The following is a 22,503-nucleotide window of genomic DNA, read 5'->3' as shown; positions in this document are numbered from 1 at the left end:
TAAGGCGTTCACGCCGCATCCGGCAAGCAAACCAGCTCATAAGCCGGGAGAACAAACTATGAAAGACAATCCGCTGATCTCAATCTATATGCCGACCTGGAACCGCCAACAACTGGCGATTCGGGCGATAAAATCGGTCCTGCGCCAGGACTACAACAACTGGGAGATGATCATCGTGGATGATTGCTCCACCTCCTGGGAACAGCTGCAACAGTACGTCACCGCCCTCAACGATCCGCGTATCACTTACATCCACAACGACATTAACAGCGGGGCGTGCGCGGTACGTAACCAGGCGATTATGCTGGCGCAAGGGGAATACATCACCGGGATCGATGATGATGATGAATGGACACCCAACCGCCTGAGCGTCTTCCTCGCCCATAAACAGCAACTGGCCACTCACGCCTTTTTGTACGCTAACGACTACGTTTGCCAGGGCGAAGTCTATTCCCAACCGGCAAGCTTACCGCTGTATCCCAAATCGCCGTATTCACGCCGCCTGTTTTACAAACGCAATATCATTGGCAATCAGGTTTTTACTTGGGCATGGCGTTTCAAAGAGTGTTTGTTCGATACCGAACTGAAAGCGGCACAGGATTACGACATCTTCCTGCGGATGGTGGTGGAGTACGGCGAACCGTGGAAAGTGGAAGAGGCGACGCAGATCCTGCATATCAATCACGGCGAAATGCAGATCACCTCGTCACCGAAAAAATTCTCCGGATACTTCCACTTTTACCGCAAGCACAAAGACAAATTCGACCGTGCCAGCAAAAAATACCAGCTGTTTACCCTCTACCAGATCCGCAATAAACGTATGACCTGGCGCACTTTGCTGACACTGCTGTCGGTGCGGAATGGCAAACGTCTGGCTGATGGTATTCGGGGGCGTTAAGGATGCTGGAAGATCTGCGCGCCAACAGCTGGAGTTTACGCCCGTGCTGCATGGTTCTTGCCTATCGCGTCGCTCATTTTTGTTCGGTGTGGCGCAAAAAGAACGTCCTCAACAATCTGTGGGCGGTCCCGTTGCTGGTGCTGTATCGCATTATCACCGAATGCTTTTTCGGTTATGAAATCCAGGCTGCCGCAACCATTGGCCGCCGCTTTACTATCCATCACGGTTACGCCGTAGTGATCAATAAAAACGTGGTAGCGGGGGATGATTTCACCATTCGCCACGGCGTCACTATCGGCAATCGGGGTGCCAATAACATGGCATGTCCACACATTGGCAACGGCGTCGAGCTCGGTGCCAACGTCATTATTCTTGGTGATATCACGCTTGGTAACAACGTCACCGTGGGTGCGGGCAGCGTGGTGCTCGACTCTGTCCCGGACAACGCGCTGGTGGTGGGAGAAAAAGCGCGAGTGAAGGTAATTAAATGAATATTCTGCAATTTAATGTGCGACTGGCGGAAGGCGGGGCGGCAGGTGTGGCGTTAGATCTCCACCAGCGCGCGCTGCAACAGGGGCTGGCGTCACATTTTGTCTACGGCTACGGCAAAGGCGGCAAAGAGAGCGTCAGCCATCAAAACTATCCGCAGGTAATCAAACATACGCCGCGGATGACCGCGATGGCGAACATTGCCCTGTTTCGTCTGTTTAATCGCGATCTGTTTGGCAATTTCAATGAGTTATATCGCACCATTACCCGCACATCGGGGCCGGTGGTCCTGCATTTTCATGTGCTGCACAGCTACTGGTTGAATCTTAACAGCGTGGTGCGCTTTTGCGAAAAGGTGAAAAACCATAAGCCGGACGTCACTCTGGTCTGGACGCTGCACGACCACTGGAGTGTTACCGGGCGCTGCGCCTTTACCGACGGTTGCGAAGGCTGGAAAACGGGCTGCCAGAAATGCCCGACCTTAAATAACTATCCGCCGGTGAAGATTGATCGCGCGCACCAGCTGGTGGCGGGCAAACGCCGGTTATTCCGTGAGATGCTGGCACTGGGCTGTCAGTTTATTTCCCCCAGCCAGCATGTGGCTGATGCTTTCAATAGCCTGTACGGTCCAGGGCGTTGTCGGATTATCAATAATGGCATTGATATGGCAACCGAGGCGATTCTGGCGGATCTGCCTCCGGTGCGCGAAACTCAGGGTAAGCCAAAAATCGCGGTGGTGGCGCATGACCTGCGTTACGACGGCAAAACTAACCAGCGACTGGTGCGCGAGATGATGGCGCTGGGCAACAAAATCGAACTGCATACCTTCGGTAAGTTCTCGCCGTTCACCGCTGGTAACGTGGTCAATCACGGCTTTGAAACCGACAAACGTAAGTTAATGAGCGCGCTCAATCAGATGGATGCGCTGGTGTTCAGTTCTCGCGTCGATAACTACCCGCTGATTTTGTGTGAGGCGCTTTCGATTGGTGTGCCTGTAATCGCTACCCATAGCGACGCGGCGCGGGAAGTGCTGCAAAAATCCGGCGGTAAAACCGTTAGCGAAGAAGACGTGCTGCAACTGGTGCAGTTAAGCAAACCGGAAATCGCGCAGGCGATATTTTGTACCACGCTGGCCGGGTTCAGCCAACGCAGCCGCGCTGCCTACAGTGGACAACAGATGCTGGAGGAGTATGTCAACGTCTATCAGAATCTGTAGCTACCTGCTGCTGCCGCTGATTTACCTGCTGGTTAACGTCAAAATCGCCCAGCTTGGCGAAAGTTTCCCCATCACCATCGTCACTTTTTTACCTGTCTTGTTACTGCTGTTTTTAGAGCGCATCAGCGTTAAAAAATTGATGATTGCCCTGGGGATTGGTGCGGGACTCACGGCGTTTAACTACCTGTTTGGTCAGTCGTTGGATGCCAGTAAATACGTCACTTCAACCATGCTGTTTGTCTATATTGTGATCATTATTGGTATGGTGTGGAGTATTCGTTTTAAAACAATTTCGCCACACAACCATCGCAAGATATTGCGTTTCTTTTATCTGGTGGTCGGGCTGGTGGTGGCGCTGGCGGCGGTGGAGATGGCGCAAATTATCCTCACCGGCGGCAGCAGTATTATGGAGTCGATTTCGAAATATCTGATTTACAGCAACAGCTATGTACTGAATTTCATTAAATTCGGCGGCAAGCGCACGACAGCACTTTATTTCGAACCGGCATTTTTCGCTCTGGCATTAATCTCAATTTGGCTCAGCATCAAACAGTTTGGTATCAAAACGCCTAAAACCGATGCTATGATTCTCGCAGGAATAATATTATCTGGATCGTTTTCAGGGGTTATGACCTTTATCCTGTTTTATTTGCTGGAGTGGGCATTTCAATATCTGAATAAAGAGGCGATTAAGAAAAAGTTACCGTTAGCATTGATTTCTCTGGCTGTATTCCTGGTTGGTGTGGTAATCGCGTTTCCTTATATTTCCACCCGTCTGGGAGATTTGGGCACAGAAGGATCGTCATCATATTATCGTATTGTCGGTCCGCTGGTGATGGTCGGTTATTCTTTGACCCATATTGACGGTGTAGTCAGATTTGGCTCACTTTATGAATATGTCGCATCATTCGGAATATTTAACGGTGCGGATGTTGGAAAAACCATAGACAATGGTTTGTATCTGCTGATTATTTATTTTTCCTGGTTCGCAGTGTTTTTATCGCTGTGGTACATGGGGAAAGTAATGAAAATGATGATCAACGCTTTTGGTGATAACCGCAATTTTCGCGTGCAATTATATCTTTTTACTCCGGTATCGCTGTTTTTTACCGGATCGATATTTAGCCCGGAATATGCATTTTTAATCGTCTGTCCGTTTATTTTGCGAAAAGCGTTAAATATACACCCTAAATAATTCGAGTTGCAGGAAGTTGGTAACGCAGCGAATCCCCAGGAGCGTACACGAGTACGTGACTGGGGTGAGCGAGGAAAACCAACGCACATGCAGCTTGAAGTATGACGGGGATAACGAGGTAAAACATGTTGCTTAGCATAATCACTGTCGCGTTTCGTAACCTCGAAGGGATAGTCAAAACACATGCCTCGCTGGCGCATCTGGCGCAGGCGGACGATATCAGCTTCGAATGGATTGTTGTCGATGGCGGTTCCAACGACGGTACCCGTGAGTATCTGCAAAATCTCAATGGTATCTATAACCTACGCTTTGTCAGCGAGTCAGATAACGGTATCTATGACGCTATGAACAAAGGCATAGAAATGGCGCAAGGCAAGTTCGCGTTGTTTCTCAACTCGGGCGATATTTTCCATCAGGATGCCGCACATTTTGTCCGTAAGTTAAAAATGCAAAAAGATAACGTGATGATCACCGGCGATGCGCTGCTGGATTTTGGCGACGGACATAAAATTAAACGTAGCGCCAAACCGGGTTGGTATATTTATCACAGCTTGCCCGCCAGTCATCAGGCGATATTTTTCCCGGTATCAGGCTTGAAAAAATGGCGTTATGACCTGGAATATAAAGTTTCTTCCGATTACGCGCTGGCGGCCAAAATGTATAAAGCTGGTTATGCATTTAAAAAACTCAATGGCCTGGTGTCTGAATTTTCCATGGGTGGGGTATCTACCACCAATAATATGGAATTGTGTGCCGATGCGAAAAAAGTCCAACGACAAATATTACATGTGCCTGGCTTCTGGGCAGAATTATCCTGGCATTTACGCCAACGTACTACCTCAAAGACGAAAGCCTTATATAACAAAAGCTGAATATAAGGGAAAACAATGCAAGATTTAAGCGGTTTCTCGGTGCCGAAAGGGTTCCGGGGCGGCAACGCTATTAAAGTGCAATTGTGGTGGGCAGTACAGGCGACAATATTTGCCTGGTCGCCACAAGTATTGTATCGCTGGCGGGCATTTTTATTACGTTTATTCGGCGCAAAAATAGGAAAAAACGTAGTTATTCGTCCGTCAGTAAAAATTACCTATCCGTGGAAATTAACCTTAGGTGATTACGCGTGGGTCGGCGATGACGTCAATTTATATACCCTCGGCGAAATAACCATTGGTGCACATTCAGTGATTTCACAAAAAAGTTATTTGTGCACCGGTAGCCATGACCACGCAAGTCGACATTTCACCATTAACGCCACGCCTATTGTGATTGGCGAGAAATGCTGGCTGGCGACAGATGTCTTTGTCGCGCCTGGCGTCACGATCGGCGACGGCACCGTCGTGGGTGCGCGAAGCAGTGTTTTTAAATCGCTTCCGGCAAATGTGGTTTGCCGGGGGAATCCCGCAGTGGTGATACGCGAACGCGTTGAAACTGAATAAATTCAAAAAATACAGAGGAATAAGACATGTCAAAAGTCGCTCTCATCACCGGTGTAACCGGACAAGACGGTTCTTACCTGGCAGAGCTTCTGCTGGAAAAAGGTTACGAGGTGCATGGTATTAAGCGTCGTGCATCGTCATTCAACACCGAGCGCGTGGATCACATTTATCAGGATCCGCACACCTGCAACCCGAAATTCCATCTGCATTATGGCGACCTGAGTGATACCTCCAACCTGACGCGCATTTTGCGTGAAGTGCAGCCGGATGAAGTGTACAACCTGGGCGCAATGAGCCACGTTGCGGTTTCTTTTGAGTCACCGGAATATACCGCAGACGTTGATGCGATGGGTACGCTGCGCCTGCTGGAGGCGATCCGCTTCCTCGGTCTGGAAAAGAAAACCCGTTTCTATCAGGCTTCCACCTCTGAACTGTACGGTCTGGTGCAGGAAATTCCGCAGAAAGAAACCACGCCGTTCTACCCGCGATCTCCGTATGCGGTCGCCAAACTGTATGCCTACTGGATCACCGTTAACTACCGCGAATCCTACGGCATGTACGCCTGCAACGGTATTCTCTTCAACCATGAATCCCCGCGCCGCGGCGAAACCTTCGTTACCCGCAAAATCACCCGCGCAATCGCCAACATCGCCCAGGGGCTGGAGTCGTGCCTGTACCTCGGCAATATGGATTCCCTGCGTGACTGGGGCCATGCTAAAGACTACGTAAAAATGCAGTGGATGATGCTGCAACAGGAACAACCGGAAGATTTCGTTATTGCTACCGGCGTTCAGTACTCCGTGCGTCAGTTCGTGGAAATGGCGGCAGCACAGCTGGGCATCAAACTGCGCTTTGAAGGCACGGGCGTTGAAGAAAAGGGCATTGTGGTTTCCGTCACCGGGCATGACGCGCCGGGCGTTAAACCGGGTGATGTAATTATCGCCGTTGACCCGCGCTACTTCCGTCCGGCTGAAGTTGAAACGCTGCTCGGCGACCCGACCAAAGCGCATGAAAAACTGGGCTGGAAACCGGAAATCACTCTCAGAGAGATGGTGTCTGAAATGGTGGCTAATGATCTCGAAGCGGCGAAAAAACATTCTCTGCTGAAATCTCACGGCTACGACGTGGCGATCGCGCTGGAGTCATAAGCATGAGTAAACAACGCATTTTTATCGCTGGTCATCGCGGGATGGTCGGTTCCGCCATCAAGCGTCAGCTCGAACAGCGCGGTGATGTGGAGCTGGTATTACGCACCCGCGACGAACTGAACCTGCTGGACAGCTGCGCGGTGCATGATTTCTTTGCCAGCGAGCGCATTGACCAGGTTTATCTGGCAGCGGCGAAAGTGGGCGGTATTGTTGCCAATAACACGTATCCGGCGGATTTCATCTACCAGAACATGATGATTGAGAGCAACATCATTCACGCCGCGCATCAGAACGACGTGAACAAACTGCTGTTTCTCGGATCGTCCTGTATCTACCCGAAATTGGCAAAACAGCCGATGGCAGAAAGCGAGCTGTTACAGGGCACGCTGGAGCCGACCAACGAGCCTTATGCCATTGCCAAAATCGCCGGGATCAAACTGTGCGAATCTTACAACCGCCAGTATGGACGCGATTACCGCTCAGTCATGCCGACCAACCTGTACGGGCCGCACGACAACTTCCACCCGAGTAACTCGCACGTGATCCCTGCATTGCTGCGTCGCTTCCACGAGGCGACGGCACAGAATGCGCCGGACGTGGTGGTGTGGGGCAGCGGTACACCGATGCGCGAATTTCTGCACGTCGATGATATGGCGGCGGCAAGCATTCATGTGATGGAGCTGGCGCACGAAGTCTGGCTGGAGAACACCCAGCCGATGCTGTCGCACATTAACGTCGGCACGGGCGTTGACTGCACTATCCGCGAGCTGGCACAAACCATCGCCAAAGTGGTGGGTTACAAAGGTCGGGTGGTTTTTGATGCCAGTAAACCGGATGGCACGCCGCGCAAACTGCTGGATGTGACCCGCCTGCATCAGCTTGGCTGGTATCACGAAATCTCACTGGAAGCGGGGCTTGCCAGCACTTACCAGTGGTTCCTTGAGAATCAAGACCGCTTTCGGGGGTAATGATGTTTTTACGTCAGGAAGACTTTGCCACGGTAGTGCGCTCCACTCCGCTTGTCTCTCTCGACTTCATCGTCGAGAACAGTCGCGGCGAGTTTCTGCTTGGCAAAAGAACCAACCGCCCGGCGCAGGGTTACTGGTTTGTGCCGGGAGGGCGCGTGCAGAAAGACGAAACGCTGGAAGCCGCATTTGAGCGGCTGACGATGGCGGAACTGGGGCTGCGTCTGCCGATAACAGCAGGCCAGTTTTACGGTGTCTGGCAGCACTTTTATGACGATAACTTCTCCGGCACGGATTTCACCACTCACTATGTGGTGCTCGGTTTTCGCTTCAGAGTCGCGGAAGAAGAGCTGTTACTGCCGGATGAGCAGCATGACGATTACCGCTGGCTGACGCCGGATGCGCTGCTGGCCAGTGACGAAGTTCACGCTAACAGCCGCGCCTATTTTCTCGCTGAGAAGCGTGCCGGAGTATCCGGCTTATGAAAATACTGGTCTACGGCATTAACTACTCGCCGGAGTTAACCGGTATCGGCAAATACACCGGCGAGATGGTGGACTGGCTGGCGGCACAAGGTCATGAGGTGCGGGTCATTACCGCACCGCCTTACTACCCGCAATGGCAGGTGGGCGAGAACTATTCCGCCTGGTGGTACAAACGAGAAGAGGGGGCCGCCACGGTGTGGCGCTGCCCGCTGTACGTGCCAAAACAGCCGAGCACCCTGAAACGCCTGTTGCATCTCGGCAGTTTTGCCGTCAGCAGTTTCTTTCCGCTGATGGCGCAACGTCGCTGGAAGCCGGATCGCATTATTGGCGTGGTGCCAACGCTGTTTTGCACGCCGGGAATGCGCCTGCTGGCGAAACTCTCTGGTGCGCGTACCGTGCTGCATATTCAGGATTACGAAGTGGACGCCATGCTGGGGCTGGGCCTTGCCGGAAAAGGCAAAGGCGGCAAAGTGGCACAGCTGGCGACGGCCTTCGAACGTAGCGGACTGCATCACGTTGATAACGTCTCCACGATTTCGCGTTCGATGATGAATAAAGCCATCGAAAAAGGCGTGGCGGCGGAAAACGTCATCTTCTTCCCCAACTGGTCGGAAATCGCCCGTTTTCAACATGTTGCAGACGCCGATGTTGATGCCCTTCGTAACCAACTTGGCCTGCCGGATAACAAATCAATCATTCTTTACTCCGGCAATATTGGGGAAAAGCAGGGGCTGGAAAACGTTATTGAAGCTGCCGATCGCCTGCGCGATGAACCGCTGATTTTTGCCATTGTCGGGCAGGGCGGCGGCAAAGCGCGGCTGGAAAAAATGGCGCAGCAGCGTGGACTGCGCAACATGCAATTTTTCCCGCTGCAATCGTATGACGTTTTACCCGCACTGCTGAAGATGGGCGATTGCCATCTGGTGGTGCAAAAACGCGGCGCGGCAGATGCCGTATTGCCGTCGAAACTGACCAATATTCTGGCGGTAGGCGGTAACGCGGTGATTACCGCAGAAGCCCACACAGAACTGGGGCAGCTTTGCAAAACCTTTCCGGGGATCGCGGTTTGCGTAGAACCGGAATCGGTCGAGGCGCTGGTGGCGGGGATTCGTCAGGCGCTCCTGCTGCCCAAACACAACACGGTGGCACGTGAATATGCCGAACGCACGCTCGATAAAGAGAACGTGTTACGTCAATTTATAAATGATATTCGGGGATAATTATGGCGCAGTCGAAACTCTATCCAGTTGTGATGGCTGGTGGCTCCGGTAGCCGCTTATGGCCGCTTTCCCGCGTACTTTACCCCAAGCAGTTTTTATGCCTGAAAGGCGATCTCACCATGCTGCAAACCACTATCTGCCGCCTGAACGGCGTGGAGTGCGAAAGCCCGGTGGTGATTTGCAATGAGCAGCACCGCTTTATTGTCGCGGAACAGCTACGTCAACTGAACAAACTCACCGAGAACATTATTCTCGAACCGGCAGGGCGAAACACTGCACCAGCCATTGCGCTGGCAGCACTGGCGGCAAAACGTCATAGCCCGGAGAGCGACCCATTAATGCTGGTGCTGGCGGCGGATCATGTGATTGCCGATGAAGATGCTTTTCGCGCCGCCGTGCGTAACGCCATGCCGTATGCCGAAGCGGGCAAACTGGTGACTTTCGGCATTGTGCCGGATCTACCAGAAACCGGATATGGCTATATTCGTCGCGGTGAAGTGTCGGCGGGTGAGCAGGATACGGTGGCCTTTGCAGTGGCGCAGTTTGTCGAAAAACCGAATCTGGAAACCGCGCAGGCCTATGTGGCAAGCGGCGAATATTACTGGAACAGCGGCATGTTCCTGTTCCGTGCCGGACGCTATCTCGAAGAACTGAAAAAGTATCGCCCAGATATTCTCGATGCTTGTGAAAAAGCGATGAGCGCCGTCGATCCGGATCTCGATTTTATTCGTGTGGATGAAGAGGCGTTTCTCGCTTGTCCGGAAGAGTCGGTGGATTACGCGGTCATGGAACGCACGGCAGACGCCGTTGTGGTGCCGATGGATGCGGGCTGGAGCGATGTCGGTTCCTGGTCCTCTTTATGGGAGATCAGCGCTCACACTGCGGAAGGCAATGTTTGCCACGGCGATGTGATTAATCACAAAACTGAAAACAGCTATGTGTATGCCGAATCTGGCCTGGTCACCACCGTCGGGGTGAAAGATTTGGTGGTAGTACAGACCAAAGATGCGGTGCTGATTGCCGACCGTAATGCGGTGCAGGATGTGAAAAAAGTGGTCGAGCAGATCAAAGCCGATGGTCGCCATGAGCATCGGGTGCATCGCGAAGTGTATCGCCCGTGGGGTAAATATGACTCTATCGACGCGGGCGATCGCTACCAGGTGAAACGCATCACCGTGAAACCGGGTGAGGGCTTGTCGGTACAGATGCACCATCACCGCGCGGAACACTGGGTCGTGGTCGCGGGAACGGCAAAAGTCACCATCAACGGTGATATCAAACTGCTTGGTGAAAACGAGTCCATTTATATTCCGCTGGGGGCGACGCACTGCCTGGAAAACCCGGGGAAAATTCCGCTCGATTTAATTGAAGTGCGCTCCGGCTCTTATCTCGAAGAGGATGATGTGGTGCGCTTCGCGGATCGCTACGGACGGGTGTAAACGTCGCATCAGGCGCAGTTTGTCGGATGCGGCGTAAGCGCCTTATCCGACCTACGGCTCGGATTTGTAGGCCTGATAAGACGCGGTAGCGTCGCATCAGGCAATGAATGCGAAACCACGATGTAAATAACGACAAAAACAAAATTGGCCGCTTCGGTCAGGGCCAACTATTGCCTGAAAAAGGGTAACGACATGAAAAAATTAACCTGCTTTAAAGCCTATGATATTCGCGGAAAATTAGGCGAAGAACTGAATGAAGATATTGCCTGGCGCATTGGTCGTGCCTATGGCGAATTTCTTAAACCGAAAACCATTGTTTTAGGCGGTGATATCCGCCTCACCAGCGAAACCTTAAAACTGGCGCTGGCAAAAGGTTTACAGGATGCGGGCGTCGATGTGCTGGATATTGGCATGTCCGGCACCGAAGAGATCTATTTCGCCACGTTCCATCTCGGTGTGGATGGCGGCATCGAAGTTACTGCCAGCCATAATCCGATGGATTACAACGGCATGAAACTGGTGCGCGAAGGGGCTCGCCCGATCAGCGGTGATACCGGACTGCGCGATGTCCAGCGCCTGGCAGAAGCTAACGACTTTCCTCCCGTCGATGAAACCAAACGCGGTCGCTATCAGCAAATCAATCTGCGTGACGCTTACGTTGATCACCTGTTCGGTTATATCAACGTCAAAAACCTCACGCCGCTCAAGCTGGTGATTAACTCCGGGAATGGCGCAGCGGGTCCGGTGGTGGACGCCATTGAAGCCCGCTTTAAAGCCCTCGGCGCGCCTGTGGAATTAATCAAAGTGCACAACACGCCGGACGGCAATTTCCCCAACGGTATTCCTAACCCGCTGCTGCCGGAATGCCGCGACGACACTCGCAATGCAGTCATTAAACACGGCGCAGATATGGGCATTGCTTTTGATGGCGATTTTGACCGCTGTTTCCTGTTTGACGAAAAAGGGCAGTTTATCGAGGGCTACTACATTGTCGGCCTGCTGGCAGAAGCGTTCCTCGAAAAAAATCCCGGCGCGAAGATCATCCACGATCCCCGTCTTTCCTGGAACACCGTTGATGTGGTGACTGCCGCAGGCGGCACGCCGGTGATGTCGAAAACCGGACACGCCTTTATTAAAGAACGTATGCGCAAGGAAGACGCCATCTACGGTGGCGAAATGAGCGCCCACCACTACTTCCGTGATTTTGCTTACTGCGACAGCGGCATGATCCCGTGGCTGCTGGTCGCCGAACTGGTGTGCCTGAAAGAGAAAACGCTGGGCGAACTGGTGCGCGACCGGATGGCTGCGTTTCCGGCAAGCGGTGAGATCAACAGCAAACTGGCGCAACCCGTTGAGGCGATTAACCGCGTCGAACAGCACTTTAGCCGTGAGGCGCTGGCAGTGGATCGTACCGATGGCATCAGCATGATCTTTGCCGACTGGCGCTTTAACCTGCGCTCTTCCAACACCGAACCGGTGGTGCGCCTGAATGTGGAATCGCGCGGTGATGTGCCGCTGATGGAAGCGCGAACGCGAACTCTGCTGACGTTGCTGAACGAGTAATGTCGGATCTTCCCTTACCCCATTGCGGGTAAGGGGCTAATAACAGGAACAACGATGACAAATCTAAAAAAGCGCGAGCGAGCGAAAACCAATGCATCGTTAATCTCTATGGTGCAACGCTTTTCAGATATCACCATCATGTTTGCCGGACTATGGCTGGTTTGCGAAGTCAGCGGACTGTCATTCCTCTACATGCACCTGTTGGTGGCACTGATTACGCTGGTGGTGTTCCAGATGCTGGGCGGCATCACCGATTTTTATCGCTCATGGCGCGGTGTTCGGGCAGCGACAGAATTTGCCCTGTTGCTACAAAACTGGACCTTAAGCGTGATTTTCAGCGCCGGACTGGTGGCGTTCAATAATGATTTCGACACGCAACTGAAAATCTGGCTGGCGTGGTATGCGCTGACAAGTATCGGACTGGTGGTTTGCCGTTCGTGTATTCGCATTGGGGCGGGCTGGCTGCGTAACCATGGCTATAACAAGCGCATGGTCGCGGTGGCGGGGGATTTAGCCGCCGGACAAATGCTGATGGAGAGCTTCCGTAATCAGCCGTGGTTAGGGTTTGAAGTGGTGGGCGTATACCACGACCCGAAACCAGGCGGCGTTTCTAACGACTGGGCGGGCAATCTGCAACAGCTGGTCGAGGATGCGAAAGCGGGCAAGATTCATAACGTCTATATTGCGATGCAAATGTGCGACGGCGCGCGCGTGAAAAAACTGGTCCATCAACTGGCGGATACCACCTGTTCGGTGCTGCTGATCCCTGATGTTTTTACCTTCAATATTCTTCATTCCCGTATCGAAGAGATGAACGGCGTACCGGTGGTGCCGCTATATGACACGCCGCTTTCCGGAGTTAACCGCCTGCTAAAACGTGCGGAAGACATTGTGCTGGCAACGCTGATCCTGCTGCTGATCTCCCCGGTGCTGTGCTGCATTGCGCTGGCGGTGAAACTCAGTTCACCGGGGCCGGTTATTTTCCGCCAGACTCGCTACGGCATGGATGGCAAACCGATCAAAGTGTGGAAGTTCCGTTCCATGAAAGTGATGGAGAACGACAAAGTGGTGACTCAGGCGACGCAGAACGATCCGCGCGTCACCAAAGTGGGGAACTTTCTGCGTCGCACCTCGCTGGACGAATTGCCGCAGTTTATCAATGTGCTGACCGGGGGGATGTCGATTGTGGGTCCACGTCCGCACGCGGTGGCGCATAACGAACAATATCGCCAGCTCATTGAAGGCTACATGCTGCGCCATAAAGTGAAACCGGGCATTACTGGCTGGGCGCAGATTAATGGCTGGCGCGGCGAAACCGACACGCTGGAGAAAATGGAAAAACGCGTCGAGTTCGACCTTGAGTACATCCGTGAATGGAGCGTCTGGTTCGATATCAAAATCGTTTTCCTGACGGTATTCAAAGGCTTCGTTAACAAAGCGGCATATTGATATGAGCTTACGTGAAAAAACCATCAGCGGCGCAAAGTGGTCGGCGATTGCCACGGTGATCATTATCGGCCTCGGGCTGGTGCAGATGACCGTGCTGGCGCGGATTATCGACAACCACCAGTTCGGTTTGCTTACTGTGTCGCTGGTGATCATCGCGCTGGCAGATACGCTTTCTGACTTCGGTATCGCTAACTCGATTATTCAGCGAAAAGAAATCAGCCACCTGGAACTCACCACGCTGTACTGGCTGAACGTCGGGCTGGGGATCGTGGTGTGCGTGGCGGTGTTTTTGTTGAGTGATGCCATTGGTGACGTGCTGAATAACCCGGACCTGGCACCGTTGATTAAAACATTGTCGCTGGCGTTTGTGGTGATCCCCCACGGGCAGCAGTTCCGCGCGTTGATGCAGAAGGAGCTGGAGTTCAACAAAATCGGCATGATCGAAACCAGCGCGGTGCTGGCGGGCTTCACTTTTACGGTGGTTAGCGCCCATTTCTGGCCGCTGGCGATGACCGCGATCCTCGGTTATCTGGTCAATAGTGCGGTAAGAACGCTGCTGTTTGGCTACTTTGGTCGCAAAATTTATCGCCCCGGTCTGCATTTCTCGCTGGCGTCGGTGGCACCGAACTTACGCTTTGGGGCCTGGCTGACGGCGGACAGCATCATCAACTATCTCAACACCAACCTTTCGACGCTGGTGCTGGCGCGTATTCTTGGCGCGGGCGTGGCAGGGGGATACAACCTGGCGTACAACGTGGCCGTTGTGCCGCCGATGAAGCTGAACCCAATCATTACCCGCGTGTTGTTTCCGGCGTTTGCCAAAATTCAGGACGACACCGAAAAGCTGCGCATTAACTTCTACAAGCTGCTGTCGGTGGTGGGGATTATCAACTTTCCGGCGCTGCTGGGGCTGATGGTGGTGTCGAATAATTTTGTACCGCTGGTCTTTGGTGATAAGTGGAACAGCATTATTCCGGTGCTGCAATTGCTGTGTGTCGTGGGGCTTCTGCGCTCCGTGGGTAACCCGATTGGTTCGCTGCTGATGGCGAAAGCGCGGGTCGATATCAGCTTTAAATTCAACGTATTCAAAACATTTCTGTTTATTCCGGCGATTGTTATCGGTGGGCAAATGGCGGGCGCGATCGGGGTCACGCTTGGCTTCCTGCTGGTGCAGATTATCAACACCATTCTGAGTTACTTCGTGATGATTAAACCGGTTCTTGGTTCCAGTTATCGCCAGTACATCCTGAGTTTGTGGCTGCCGTTTTATCTCTCGCTGCCGACGCTGGTGGTCAGTTATGTGCTGGGCATTGTGCTGAAAGGGCAACTGGCGCTGGGGATGCTGCTGGCGGTGCAAATAGCCACGGGCGTGCTGGCGTTTGTGGTGATGATTGTGCTATCGCGCCATCCGCTGGTGGTGGAAGTGAAGCGTCAGTTTTGTCGCAGCGAAAAAATGAAAATGCTTTTACGGGCGGGGTGAATTGTTGTTTTCAGTTCCGGCAACGGTTGCCGGATGCGGCGTAAAACGCCTTATCCGTCCTACGGTTCTGTGCTAGGGACCTGTAGGCCTGATAAGACGTGCAAGCGTTGCATCAGGCAAAAAGCGGCAACGAACACAACAAACACAGCCTCACCTGGCATCAAATTTATGAGGAAAAAATGAAATTACTTATTCTGGGCAACCACACTTGCGGCAATCGCGGCGACAGCGCCATCTTGCGCGGCCTACTTGATGCCATCAACATCCTCAATCCACACGCCGAAGTGGACGTGATGAGCCGCTATCCGGTCAGTTCTTCCTGGCTGCTCAATCGCCCGGTAATGGGCGATCCGCTGTTCCTGCAAATGAAACAACACAACAGCGCGGCGGGCGTTGTCGGGCGCGTTAAAAAAGTCCTCCGTCGCCGCTACCAGCATCAGGTATTGCTTTCCCGTGTGACCGACACTGGCAAGCTGCGTAATATCGCTATCGCCCAGGGATTCACCGACTTCGTGCGCCTGCTGTCAGGTTACGACGCCATTATCCAGGTCGGCGGATCGTTTTTTGTCGATCTCTACGGCGTGCCGCAGTTTGAACACGCACTTTGCACGTTTATGGCAAAAAAGCCGCTGTTTATGATTGGTCATAGCGTCGGTCCATTCCAGGATGAGCAATTTAACCAACTGGCGAACTACGTCTTTGGTCACTGCGACGCGCTGATCCTGCGCGAATCGGTCAGTCTTGAACTGATGAAACGCAGCAATATCACTACCGCAAAAGTTGAACATGGCGTCGATACCGCGTGGCTGGTCGATCACCACACAGAAGATTTCACCGCCAGCTATGCTGTTCAACACTGGCTGGACGTTGCCGCACAACAGAAAACGGTGGCAATTACCCTGCGCGAACTGGCACCGTTCGACAAACGTCTCGGCACCACTCAGCAAGCGTATGAAAAAGCCTTTGCCGGGGTGGTCAATCGCATTCTCGACGAAGGCTATCAGGTGATTGCGCTCTCCACCTGTACGGGCATCGACAGCTATAACAAAGACGACCGCATGGTGGCGCTCAATCTGCGCCAGCATATCAGCGATCCTGCTCGTTACCACGTGGTGATGGATGAACTCAACGACCTGGAAATGGGCAAAATTCTTGGTGCCTGTGAACTCACCGTCGGTACGCGCCTGCACTCTGCCATTATCTCAATGAACTTTGCCACTCCGGCGATTGCCATCAACTACGAACATAAATCCGCCGGGATTATGCAGCAGCTGGGACTGCCAGAGATGGCAATTGATATCCGTCATTTACTGGACGGCAGCCTGCAAGCGATGGTTGCGGATACCTTAGGCCAGCTTCCGGCGCTGAACGCGCGACTTAGCGAAGCCGTCAGTCGTGAGCGTCAGACAGGAATGCAGGTGGTGCAATCTGTGCTTGAGCGCATCGGGGAGGCGAAATGAAGGTCGGCTTCTTTTTACTGAAATTTCCGCTGTCGTCGGAAACCTTCGTTCTCAACCAAATTACCGCGTTTATTGATATGGGATTTGAGGTGGAGATTGTCGCGCTGCAAAAAGGCGACACCCAGAACACCCACTCGGCATGGACGAAATATAACCTTGCCGCCAGAACCCGCTGGTTACAGGACGAACCACAAGGCAAAGTAGCGAAACTGCGCCACCGCGCCAGCCAGACCTTACGCGGCATTCATCGTAAAAATACCTGGCAGGCGCTCAACCTCAAACGCTATGGCGCCGAGTCGCGGAATCTGATTTTGTCTGCTATTTGCGGCCAGGTCGCAACACCGCTTCATGCCGATGTCTTTATCGCTCATTTTGGCCCAGCGGGGGTAACCGCAGCAAAACTACGCGAACTGGGTGTCATTCGTGGCAAAATTGCGACTATCTTCCATGGCATTGATATCTCCAGTCGGGAAGTGCTCAACCACTACACTCCCGAATATCAACAACTGTTTCGCCGTGGCGACCTGATGTTACCGATAAGCGATCTATGGGCCGGAAGGCTGCAAAAAATGGGCTGCCCAAGGGAAAAAATTGCCGTATCGCGCATGGGCGTGGACATGACGCGCTTTAGCCCGCGTCCGGTAAAAGCCCCCGCAACACCGCTGGAAATCATTTCCGTCGCACGCTTAACCGAGAAAAAAGGCCTGCACGTGGCGATTGAAGCCTGCCGTCAGTTGAAAGAGCAGGGCGTGGCATTTCGCTATCGCATCCTCGGCATTGGCCCGTGGGAACGACGGCTGCGTACCCTCATCGAACAATATCAACTGGAAGATGTGGTGGAGATGCCGGGTTTTAAACCGAGCCACGAAGTGAAGGCGATGCTCGACGACGCGGATGTTTTCCTGCTGCCATCGGTAACGGGTGCGGATGGCGATATGGAAGGCATTCCGGTGGCGCTAATGGAGGCGATGGCGGTCGGTATTCCGGTGGTTTCTACTCTGCATAGCGGAATTCCGGAACTGGTAGAGGCCGATAAATCCGGCTGGTTGGTGCCTGAGAACGATGCCAGTGCACTGGCGCAACGTCTGACAGCGTTTAGCCAACTGGACAGCGACGAACTGGCTCCGGTCGTCAAACGCGCGCGCGAAAAAGTCGAACACGATTTTAACCAGCAGGTGATTAACCGAGAACTCGCCAGCTTGTTGCAAGCTTTATAGAGGAGAACGCATGTCATTTAAAAAACTCTCCCGACGCACCTTCCTGACGGCAAGCTCCGCGCTTGCCTTCCTCCATACCCCTTTCGCCCGTGCACTTCCTGCCCGACAAAGCGTTAATATCAACGACTACAATCCACACGACTGGATCGCCTCATTTAAACAGGCTTTCAGCGAAGGGCAAACGGTCGTCGTGCCTGCCGGATTGGTTTGTGACAATATCAACACCGGCATCTTCATTCCTCGTGGCAAAACGTTACACATCCTTGGAAGCCTGCGCGGCAACGGCAGAGGGCGATTTGTCTTACAGGACGGCAGCCAGGTGACAGGGGAGGAGGGCGGCCGTATGCATAACATCACCCTTGATGTGCGCGGTTCTGACTGCACCATTAAAGGGTTGGCGATGAGCGGCTTTGGCCCGGTAACGCAGATTTATATCGGCGGCAAAAATAAACGTGTCATGCGCAACCTGACTATCGATAACCTGACTGTTAGCCACGCTAATTACGCCATTTTACGCCAGGGATTTCATAACCAGATTATCGGTGCCAACATCACCAATTGTAAGTTCAGCGATTTACAGGGCGACGCTATTGAATGGAATGTAGCAATCAATGATCGCGACATTTTGATATCTGACCATGTCATCGAGCGCATCAACTGTACTAACGGCAAAATCAACTGGGGTATTGGCATAGGACTGGCAGGAAGTACTTACAATAATAACTACCCGGAAGACCAGTCGGTTAAAAACTTTGTCGTGGCGAATATCACGGGAGCGGATTGTCGGCAACTGATTCATGTTGAGAACGGCAAACACTTCATCATTCGTAATATCAAGGCTCATAATATTACGCCAGCTTTCAGCAAGAAAGCGGGTATTGATAACGCCACGGTAGCGATATATGGATGTGATAACTTTGTTATTGACAATATAGAAATGACAAAGAGTGCCGGAATGTTAATCGGTTACGGAGTCATTAAAGGTAAGTATCTCTCAATACCACAAAACTTCAGATTGAATAATATTCATCTTGATAACACTAACATTGCCTGGAAATTGCGCGGAATCCAAATTTCCGCAGGGAATGCCGTCTCATTCGTGGCGTTGACCAACATTGAAATAAAGCGTTCTTCGCTGGAGCTTCACAACAAGCCGCAACACATTTTTATGCGTAATATCAACGTAATGCAAGAATCCACTGCGGGGCCGGCATTGACCATGAATTTCGACCTGCGAAAGGACGTTCGTGGTGTCTTTATGGCAAAGAACGAGACGCTACTGTCGCTGGTAAATGTTCATGCGGTGAATGAAAAAGGACAAAGTTCAGTCGATATCGACAGGATTAATCACCATGTCGTTAATGTGGAAAATATTAACTTTAAGCTGCCGGAACGGGGCAGGTAGATTTGCGACCATTCCTGGAAAAATAGAGCCATACTTAGGAATAACGCTACTGCAATCTTGAGCGAAGCGGCGTAACATCGGAAGTAAATCAGTAATCAATTCAGGGGAATTGATGCTGGCGAAAAAAATCGAACAAGCTATAATTCAGCAACCATTTTACAGGTGGATGAAATAATGACGAATTTAAAAGCAGTTATTCCTGTAGCGGGTCTTGGGATGCATATGTTGCCTGCAACTAAGGCGATTCCTAAAGAGATGCTACCGATCGTCGACAAGCCAATGATTCAGTACATTGTTGACGAGATTGTGGCTGCAGGGATCAAAGAAATCCTCCTGGTAACTCATGCGTCCAAGAACGCAGTCGAAAATCACTTCGATACCTCTTATGAATTAGAATCTCTCCTTGAACTGCGCGTGAAGCGCCAGCTGCTGGCGGAAGTACAATCTATCTGCCCGCCAGGTGTGACCATTATGAACGTGCGTCAGGGGGAACCTTTAGGTCTGGGCCACTCGATTTTGTGTGCCAGACCAGCCATTGGCGATAACCCGTTTGTCGTGGTGCTGCCGGATGTTGTTATCGACGACGCCAGTGCCGATCCGCTGCGTTACAATCTGGCCGCAATGATTGCGCGCTTTAACGAAACTGGCCGCAGCCAGGTTCTGGCAAAACGCATGCCGGGCGATCTCTCTGAATACTCCGTCATCCAGACCAAAGATCCGCTTGATCGCGAAGGCAAAGTTAGCCGCATTGTTGAATTTATCGAAAAACCGGATCAGCCGCAGACCCTGGACTCAGACATCATGGCAGTAGGTCGCTATGTGCTTTCTGCAGATATTTGGCCTGAACTGGAGCGTACTCAACCTGGAGCATGGGGACGTATTCAGTTGACTGATGCCATTGCTGAGTTGGCAAAAAAACAAGCAGTTGACGCAATGCTGATGACTGGGGACAGTTACGACTGTGGTAAGAAAATGGGTTATATGCAAGCGTTTGTGAAGTATGGACTGCGTAACCTGAAGGAAGGCGCTAAGTTCCGCAAAGGCATTGAGAAGTTGTTAAGCGAGTAACAAATTCCTTACTGGAAGTGTCGGTCAGTAAGTAATTAAAAACGGCAGTGAAGATTCGTAGCATAAGTTTTGCTCATTGAATCTCACTGCCGTTGTTGTTTTTATAAATATAATAAAAACAGTATGTTAGCTTGCAATCATAGTTCAAATTTTTCCAGGATTTTCCTTGTTTCTACAGCTGTTTGGTAAGACAATTAGCGTTTGAATTTTTCGGATTTGGCACGAGTGGGTTACGCTCGTCACATCGTGGAAATGTACGCAGTGCTCTGGTAGCTGTTAAGCCAGGGGCGGTAGCGTGCATTAATGCATCTATTAATCAAATCTGGAGCAGTCTATTTCACAGCATGCTCTCTGGCTATATGGAATAAAAAAGTGAAGATACTTGTTACTGGTGGCGCAGGATTTATTGGTTCTGCTGTTGTTCATCACATAATAAATAATACGCAAGATAGTGTTGTTAATGTCGATAAATTAACCTACGCCGGAAATCTGGAATCGCTCGCTGAAATTTCTGATTCTGAACGTTATTCATTTGAGCATGCAGATATCTGCGATGCCGCAGCGATGGCTCGTATTTTTTCACAACACCAGCCAGATGCGGTGATGCACCTGGCGGCTGAGAGCCACGTTGACCGCTCAATAACTGGCCCGGCCGCATTCATTGAAACTAATATTGTAGGAACTTACGTACTTTTAGAAGCAGCGCGCAATTATTGGTCTGGTCTGGATGATGAAAAGAAAAAAAACTTCCGCTTTCATCATATTTCTACTGATGAAGTGTATGGTGACTTACCCCATCCGGATGAAGTAAATAGCAATGAAACGTTGCCGTTATTTACGGAAACGACAGCATACGCGCCAAGTAGTCCGTATTCTGCTTCTAAAGCGTCAAGCGATCATTTGGTTCGCGCATGGAAACGTACTTATGGTTTACCGACAATTGTGACTAATTGCTCGAACAACTATGGTCCTTATCATTTCCCGGAAAAGCTTATTCCACTGGTTATTCTTAATGCACTGGAAGGTAAGGCATTACCTATTTATGGCAAAGGAGATCAGATCCGCGACTGGTTGTATGTAGAGGATCATGCTCGAGCGTTGTATACCGTAGTTACTGAAGGTAAAGCGGGGGAAACCTATAACATTGGCGGACACAACGAAAAGAAAAACATCGATGTTGTGCTGACTATTTGTGATTTGTTGGATGAGATAGTACCGAAAGAGAAATCTTATCGTGAGCAAATTACTTATGTTGCTGATCGCCCAGGGCATGATCGCCGTTATGCAATCGATGCCGATAAAATTAGCCGTGAATTGGGCTGGGAACCGCAAGAAACGTTTGAGAGCGGGATTCGAAAGACAGTGGAATGGTACCTGTCCAATACAAAATGGGTTGATAATGTGAAAAGTGGCGCCTATCAATCGTGGATTGAACAGAACTATGAGGGCCGCCAGTAATGAATATCCTCCTATTCGGCAAAACAGGGCAGGTTGGTTGGGAATTGCAGCGTGCTCTGGCACCGCTGGGTAATCTGATTGCTCTTGATGTTCACTCCACTGATTATTGTGGTGATTTTAGTAATCCCGAAGGTGTAGCTGAAACCGTAAGAAGCATTCGGCCTGATGTTATAGTCAACGCAGCCGCTCACACCGCAGTAGACAAAGCTGAATCAGAACCGGAATTTGCACAATTACTTAACGCGACAAGTGTCGAAGCGATTGCAAAGGCAGCTAATGAAGTCGGCGCCTGGGTTATTCACTACTCTACTGACTACGTATTTCCGGGGACAGGTGAAATACCGTGGCAGGAGACGGATGCAACAGCACCTTTGAATGTTTATGGTGAAACTAAACTAGCCGGAGAAAAAGCGTTACAAGAACATTGCGCGAAGCATCTTATTTTCCGTACCAGCTGGGTATATGCAGGTAAAGGAAATAACTTCGCCAAAACAATGTTGCGTTTGGCAAAAGAGCGCGAAGAACTGGCTGTGATAAACGATCAGTTTGGCGCACCAACAGGTGCCGAATTGCTGGCTGATTGCACCGCACACGCCATTCGCGTGGCAGTAAACAAACCAGAAGTTGCTGGTTTGTACCATCTGGTTGCTGGTGGTACAACAACCTGGCACGATTATGCTGCGCTGGTTTTTGAAGCGGCGCGCAAAGCAGGCATTCCCCTTGCACTCAACAAGCTCAACGCAGTACCAACAACTGCCTATCCTACACCAGCTCATCGTCCACATAACTCTCGCCTTAATACAGAAAAATTTCAGCAGAACTTTGCGCTTGTCTTGCCTGACTGGAAGGTTGGCGTGAAACGAATGCTCAACGAATTATTTACGACTACAGCAATTTAATAGTTTTTGCATC

General features: G+C 51.4%; 20 protein-coding genes. All 20 read left to right on the top strand.

All coding sequences use genetic code 11. From position 1 onward, the window contains the following. Positions 1-58 precede the first annotated feature (58 nt). Positions 59-898, top strand: coding sequence for a colanic acid biosynthesis glycosyltransferase WcaA (wcaA, locus tag D9738_RS08935; protein WP_130260011.1), 840 nt, complete (start codon positions 59-61; stop codon positions 896-898). 2 nt (positions 899-900) lie between these two features. Continuing rightward, on the top strand, positions 901-1,389 hold the full coding sequence (gene wcaB / locus D9738_RS08930; RefSeq protein ID WP_130260010.1) for a colanic acid biosynthesis acetyltransferase WcaB: 489 nt from the start codon (positions 901-903) through the stop codon (positions 1,387-1,389). Continuing rightward, the gene (gene wcaC / locus D9738_RS08925; protein ID WP_130260009.1) at positions 1,386-2,603 is read left to right on the top strand and encodes a colanic acid biosynthesis glycosyltransferase WcaC; all 1,218 of its coding nucleotides are present in this window, start codon (positions 1,386-1,388) and stop codon (positions 2,601-2,603) included. The genes wcaB and wcaC overlap by 4 nt, the downstream gene beginning before the upstream one ends. After that, complete coding sequence (gene wcaD, locus D9738_RS08920; protein WP_130260008.1) at positions 2,578-3,798, top strand: colanic acid polymerase WcaD; 1,221 nt, start codon at positions 2,578-2,580, stop codon at positions 3,796-3,798. Before wcaC ends, wcaD begins: the two co-directional genes overlap by 26 nt. A 125-nt stretch (positions 3,799-3,923) precedes the next feature. Continuing rightward, positions 3,924-4,670, top strand: coding sequence for a colanic acid biosynthesis glycosyltransferase WcaE (gene wcaE, locus D9738_RS08915; RefSeq protein ID WP_130260007.1), 747 nt, complete (start codon positions 3,924-3,926; stop codon positions 4,668-4,670). A 15-nt stretch (positions 4,671-4,685) separates the two neighbouring features. Next, positions 4,686-5,234, top strand: coding sequence for a colanic acid biosynthesis acetyltransferase WcaF (gene wcaF / locus D9738_RS08910; protein WP_130260006.1), 549 nt, complete (start codon positions 4,686-4,688; stop codon positions 5,232-5,234). A gap of 26 nt (positions 5,235-5,260) precedes the next feature. Further along, positions 5,261-6,382: a GDP-mannose 4,6-dehydratase gene (gmd, locus tag D9738_RS08905; RefSeq protein WP_000048207.1), complete on the top strand. Its 1,122-nt coding sequence runs from the start codon at positions 5,261-5,263 to the stop codon at positions 6,380-6,382. 2 nt (positions 6,383-6,384) lie between these two features. Continuing rightward, positions 6,385-7,350, top strand: a complete 966-nt coding sequence (fcl, locus tag D9738_RS08900; RefSeq protein ID WP_130260005.1) for a GDP-L-fucose synthase — start codon at positions 6,385-6,387, stop codon at positions 7,348-7,350. 2 nt (positions 7,351-7,352) lie between these two features. Then, positions 7,353-7,832: a GDP-mannose mannosyl hydrolase gene (gene gmm, locus D9738_RS08895; protein WP_130260051.1), complete on the top strand. Its 480-nt coding sequence runs from the start codon at positions 7,353-7,355 to the stop codon at positions 7,830-7,832. Next, positions 7,829-9,052 (top strand): colanic acid biosynthesis fucosyltransferase WcaI, encoded by a 1,224-nt coding sequence (gene wcaI, locus D9738_RS08890; protein ID WP_130260004.1) that lies wholly within the window; start codon positions 7,829-7,831, stop codon positions 9,050-9,052. Before gmm ends, wcaI begins: the two co-directional genes overlap by 4 nt. A gap of 2 nt (positions 9,053-9,054) precedes the next feature. Further along, complete coding sequence (gene cpsB, locus D9738_RS08885) at positions 9,055-10,491, top strand: mannose-1-phosphate guanyltransferase (RefSeq protein WP_130260003.1); 1,437 nt, start codon at positions 9,055-9,057, stop codon at positions 10,489-10,491. Between the two features lie 192 nt (positions 10,492-10,683). Then, positions 10,684-12,054, top strand: coding sequence for a colanic acid biosynthesis phosphomannomutase CpsG (gene cpsG, locus D9738_RS08880; RefSeq protein ID WP_130260002.1), 1,371 nt, complete (start codon positions 10,684-10,686; stop codon positions 12,052-12,054). 54 nt (positions 12,055-12,108) lie between these two features. Beyond that, positions 12,109-13,503 carry an undecaprenyl-phosphate glucose phosphotransferase gene (wcaJ, locus tag D9738_RS08875; RefSeq protein WP_025670468.1) on the top strand — a complete coding sequence of 465 codons (1,395 nt, stop codon included), beginning with the start codon at positions 12,109-12,111 and terminating at the stop codon, positions 13,501-13,503. Between the two features lies 1 nt (position 13,504). Beyond that, positions 13,505-14,983: a colanic acid undecaprenyl disphosphate flippase WzxC gene (wzxC, locus tag D9738_RS08870; protein WP_130260001.1), complete on the top strand. Its 1,479-nt coding sequence runs from the start codon at positions 13,505-13,507 to the stop codon at positions 14,981-14,983. A 179-nt stretch (positions 14,984-15,162) separates the two neighbouring features. Continuing rightward, positions 15,163-16,443: a colanic acid biosynthesis pyruvyl transferase WcaK gene (gene wcaK, locus D9738_RS08865; RefSeq protein WP_130260000.1), complete on the top strand. Its 1,281-nt coding sequence runs from the start codon at positions 15,163-15,165 to the stop codon at positions 16,441-16,443. Continuing rightward, positions 16,440-17,660, top strand: a complete 1,221-nt coding sequence (gene wcaL, locus D9738_RS08860) for a colanic acid biosynthesis glycosyltransferase WcaL (RefSeq protein ID WP_130259999.1) — start codon at positions 16,440-16,442, stop codon at positions 17,658-17,660. The genes wcaK and wcaL overlap by 4 nt, the downstream gene beginning before the upstream one ends. A 10-nt stretch (positions 17,661-17,670) precedes the next feature. Beyond that, on the top strand, positions 17,671-19,065 hold the full coding sequence (gene wcaM, locus D9738_RS08855) for a colanic acid biosynthesis protein WcaM (protein ID WP_130259998.1): 1,395 nt from the start codon (positions 17,671-17,673) through the stop codon (positions 19,063-19,065). A gap of 174 nt (positions 19,066-19,239) precedes the next feature. Beyond that, positions 19,240-20,133 carry a UTP--glucose-1-phosphate uridylyltransferase GalF gene (gene galF / locus D9738_RS08850; protein WP_000183029.1) on the top strand — a complete coding sequence of 298 codons (894 nt, stop codon included), beginning with the start codon at positions 19,240-19,242 and terminating at the stop codon, positions 20,131-20,133. Between the two features lie 372 nt (positions 20,134-20,505). Continuing rightward, complete coding sequence (rfbB, locus tag D9738_RS08845) at positions 20,506-21,591, top strand: dTDP-glucose 4,6-dehydratase (RefSeq protein ID WP_130259997.1); 1,086 nt, start codon at positions 20,506-20,508, stop codon at positions 21,589-21,591. After that, positions 21,591-22,490, top strand: a complete 900-nt coding sequence (gene rfbD / locus D9738_RS08840; protein WP_130259996.1) for a dTDP-4-dehydrorhamnose reductase — start codon at positions 21,591-21,593, stop codon at positions 22,488-22,490. Before rfbB ends, rfbD begins: the two co-directional genes overlap by 1 nt. Positions 22,491-22,503: the final 13 nt, after the last annotated feature.

It is taken from the genome of Escherichia sp. E10V5 (genome assembly GCF_004212315.1).
In the GTDB taxonomy this organism is placed as follows: domain Bacteria; phylum Pseudomonadota; class Gammaproteobacteria; order Enterobacterales; family Enterobacteriaceae; genus Escherichia.
This window is presented reverse-complemented; position numbering and strand designations above follow the sequence as displayed.

Coding starts and splice junctions, on each gene's coding strand:
- wcaA (WP_130260011.1), top strand. CDS start 59: ATGAAAGACAATCCGCTGATCTCAATCTATATGCCGACCTGGAACCGC.
- wcaB (WP_130260010.1), top strand. CDS start 901: ATGCTGGAAGATCTGCGCGCCAACAGCTGGAGTTTACGCCCGTGCTGC.
- wcaC (WP_130260009.1), top strand. CDS start 1,386: ATGAATATTCTGCAATTTAATGTGCGACTGGCGGAAGGCGGGGCGGCA.
- wcaD (WP_130260008.1), top strand. CDS start 2,578: ATGTCAACGTCTATCAGAATCTGTAGCTACCTGCTGCTGCCGCTGATT.
- wcaE (WP_130260007.1), top strand. CDS start 3,924: ATGTTGCTTAGCATAATCACTGTCGCGTTTCGTAACCTCGAAGGGATA.
- wcaF (WP_130260006.1), top strand. CDS start 4,686: ATGCAAGATTTAAGCGGTTTCTCGGTGCCGAAAGGGTTCCGGGGCGGC.
- gmd (WP_000048207.1), top strand. CDS start 5,261: ATGTCAAAAGTCGCTCTCATCACCGGTGTAACCGGACAAGACGGTTCT.
- fcl (WP_130260005.1), top strand. CDS start 6,385: ATGAGTAAACAACGCATTTTTATCGCTGGTCATCGCGGGATGGTCGGT.
- gmm (WP_130260051.1), top strand. CDS start 7,353: ATGTTTTTACGTCAGGAAGACTTTGCCACGGTAGTGCGCTCCACTCCG.
- wcaI (WP_130260004.1), top strand. CDS start 7,829: ATGAAAATACTGGTCTACGGCATTAACTACTCGCCGGAGTTAACCGGT.
- cpsB (WP_130260003.1), top strand. CDS start 9,055: ATGGCGCAGTCGAAACTCTATCCAGTTGTGATGGCTGGTGGCTCCGGT.
- cpsG (WP_130260002.1), top strand. CDS start 10,684: ATGAAAAAATTAACCTGCTTTAAAGCCTATGATATTCGCGGAAAATTA.
- wcaJ (WP_025670468.1), top strand. CDS start 12,109: ATGACAAATCTAAAAAAGCGCGAGCGAGCGAAAACCAATGCATCGTTA.
- wzxC (WP_130260001.1), top strand. CDS start 13,505: ATGAGCTTACGTGAAAAAACCATCAGCGGCGCAAAGTGGTCGGCGATT.
- wcaK (WP_130260000.1), top strand. CDS start 15,163: ATGAAATTACTTATTCTGGGCAACCACACTTGCGGCAATCGCGGCGAC.
- wcaL (WP_130259999.1), top strand. CDS start 16,440: ATGAAGGTCGGCTTCTTTTTACTGAAATTTCCGCTGTCGTCGGAAACC.
- wcaM (WP_130259998.1), top strand. CDS start 17,671: ATGTCATTTAAAAAACTCTCCCGACGCACCTTCCTGACGGCAAGCTCC.
- galF (WP_000183029.1), top strand. CDS start 19,240: ATGACGAATTTAAAAGCAGTTATTCCTGTAGCGGGTCTTGGGATGCAT.
- rfbD (WP_130259996.1), top strand. CDS start 21,591: ATGAATATCCTCCTATTCGGCAAAACAGGGCAGGTTGGTTGGGAATTG.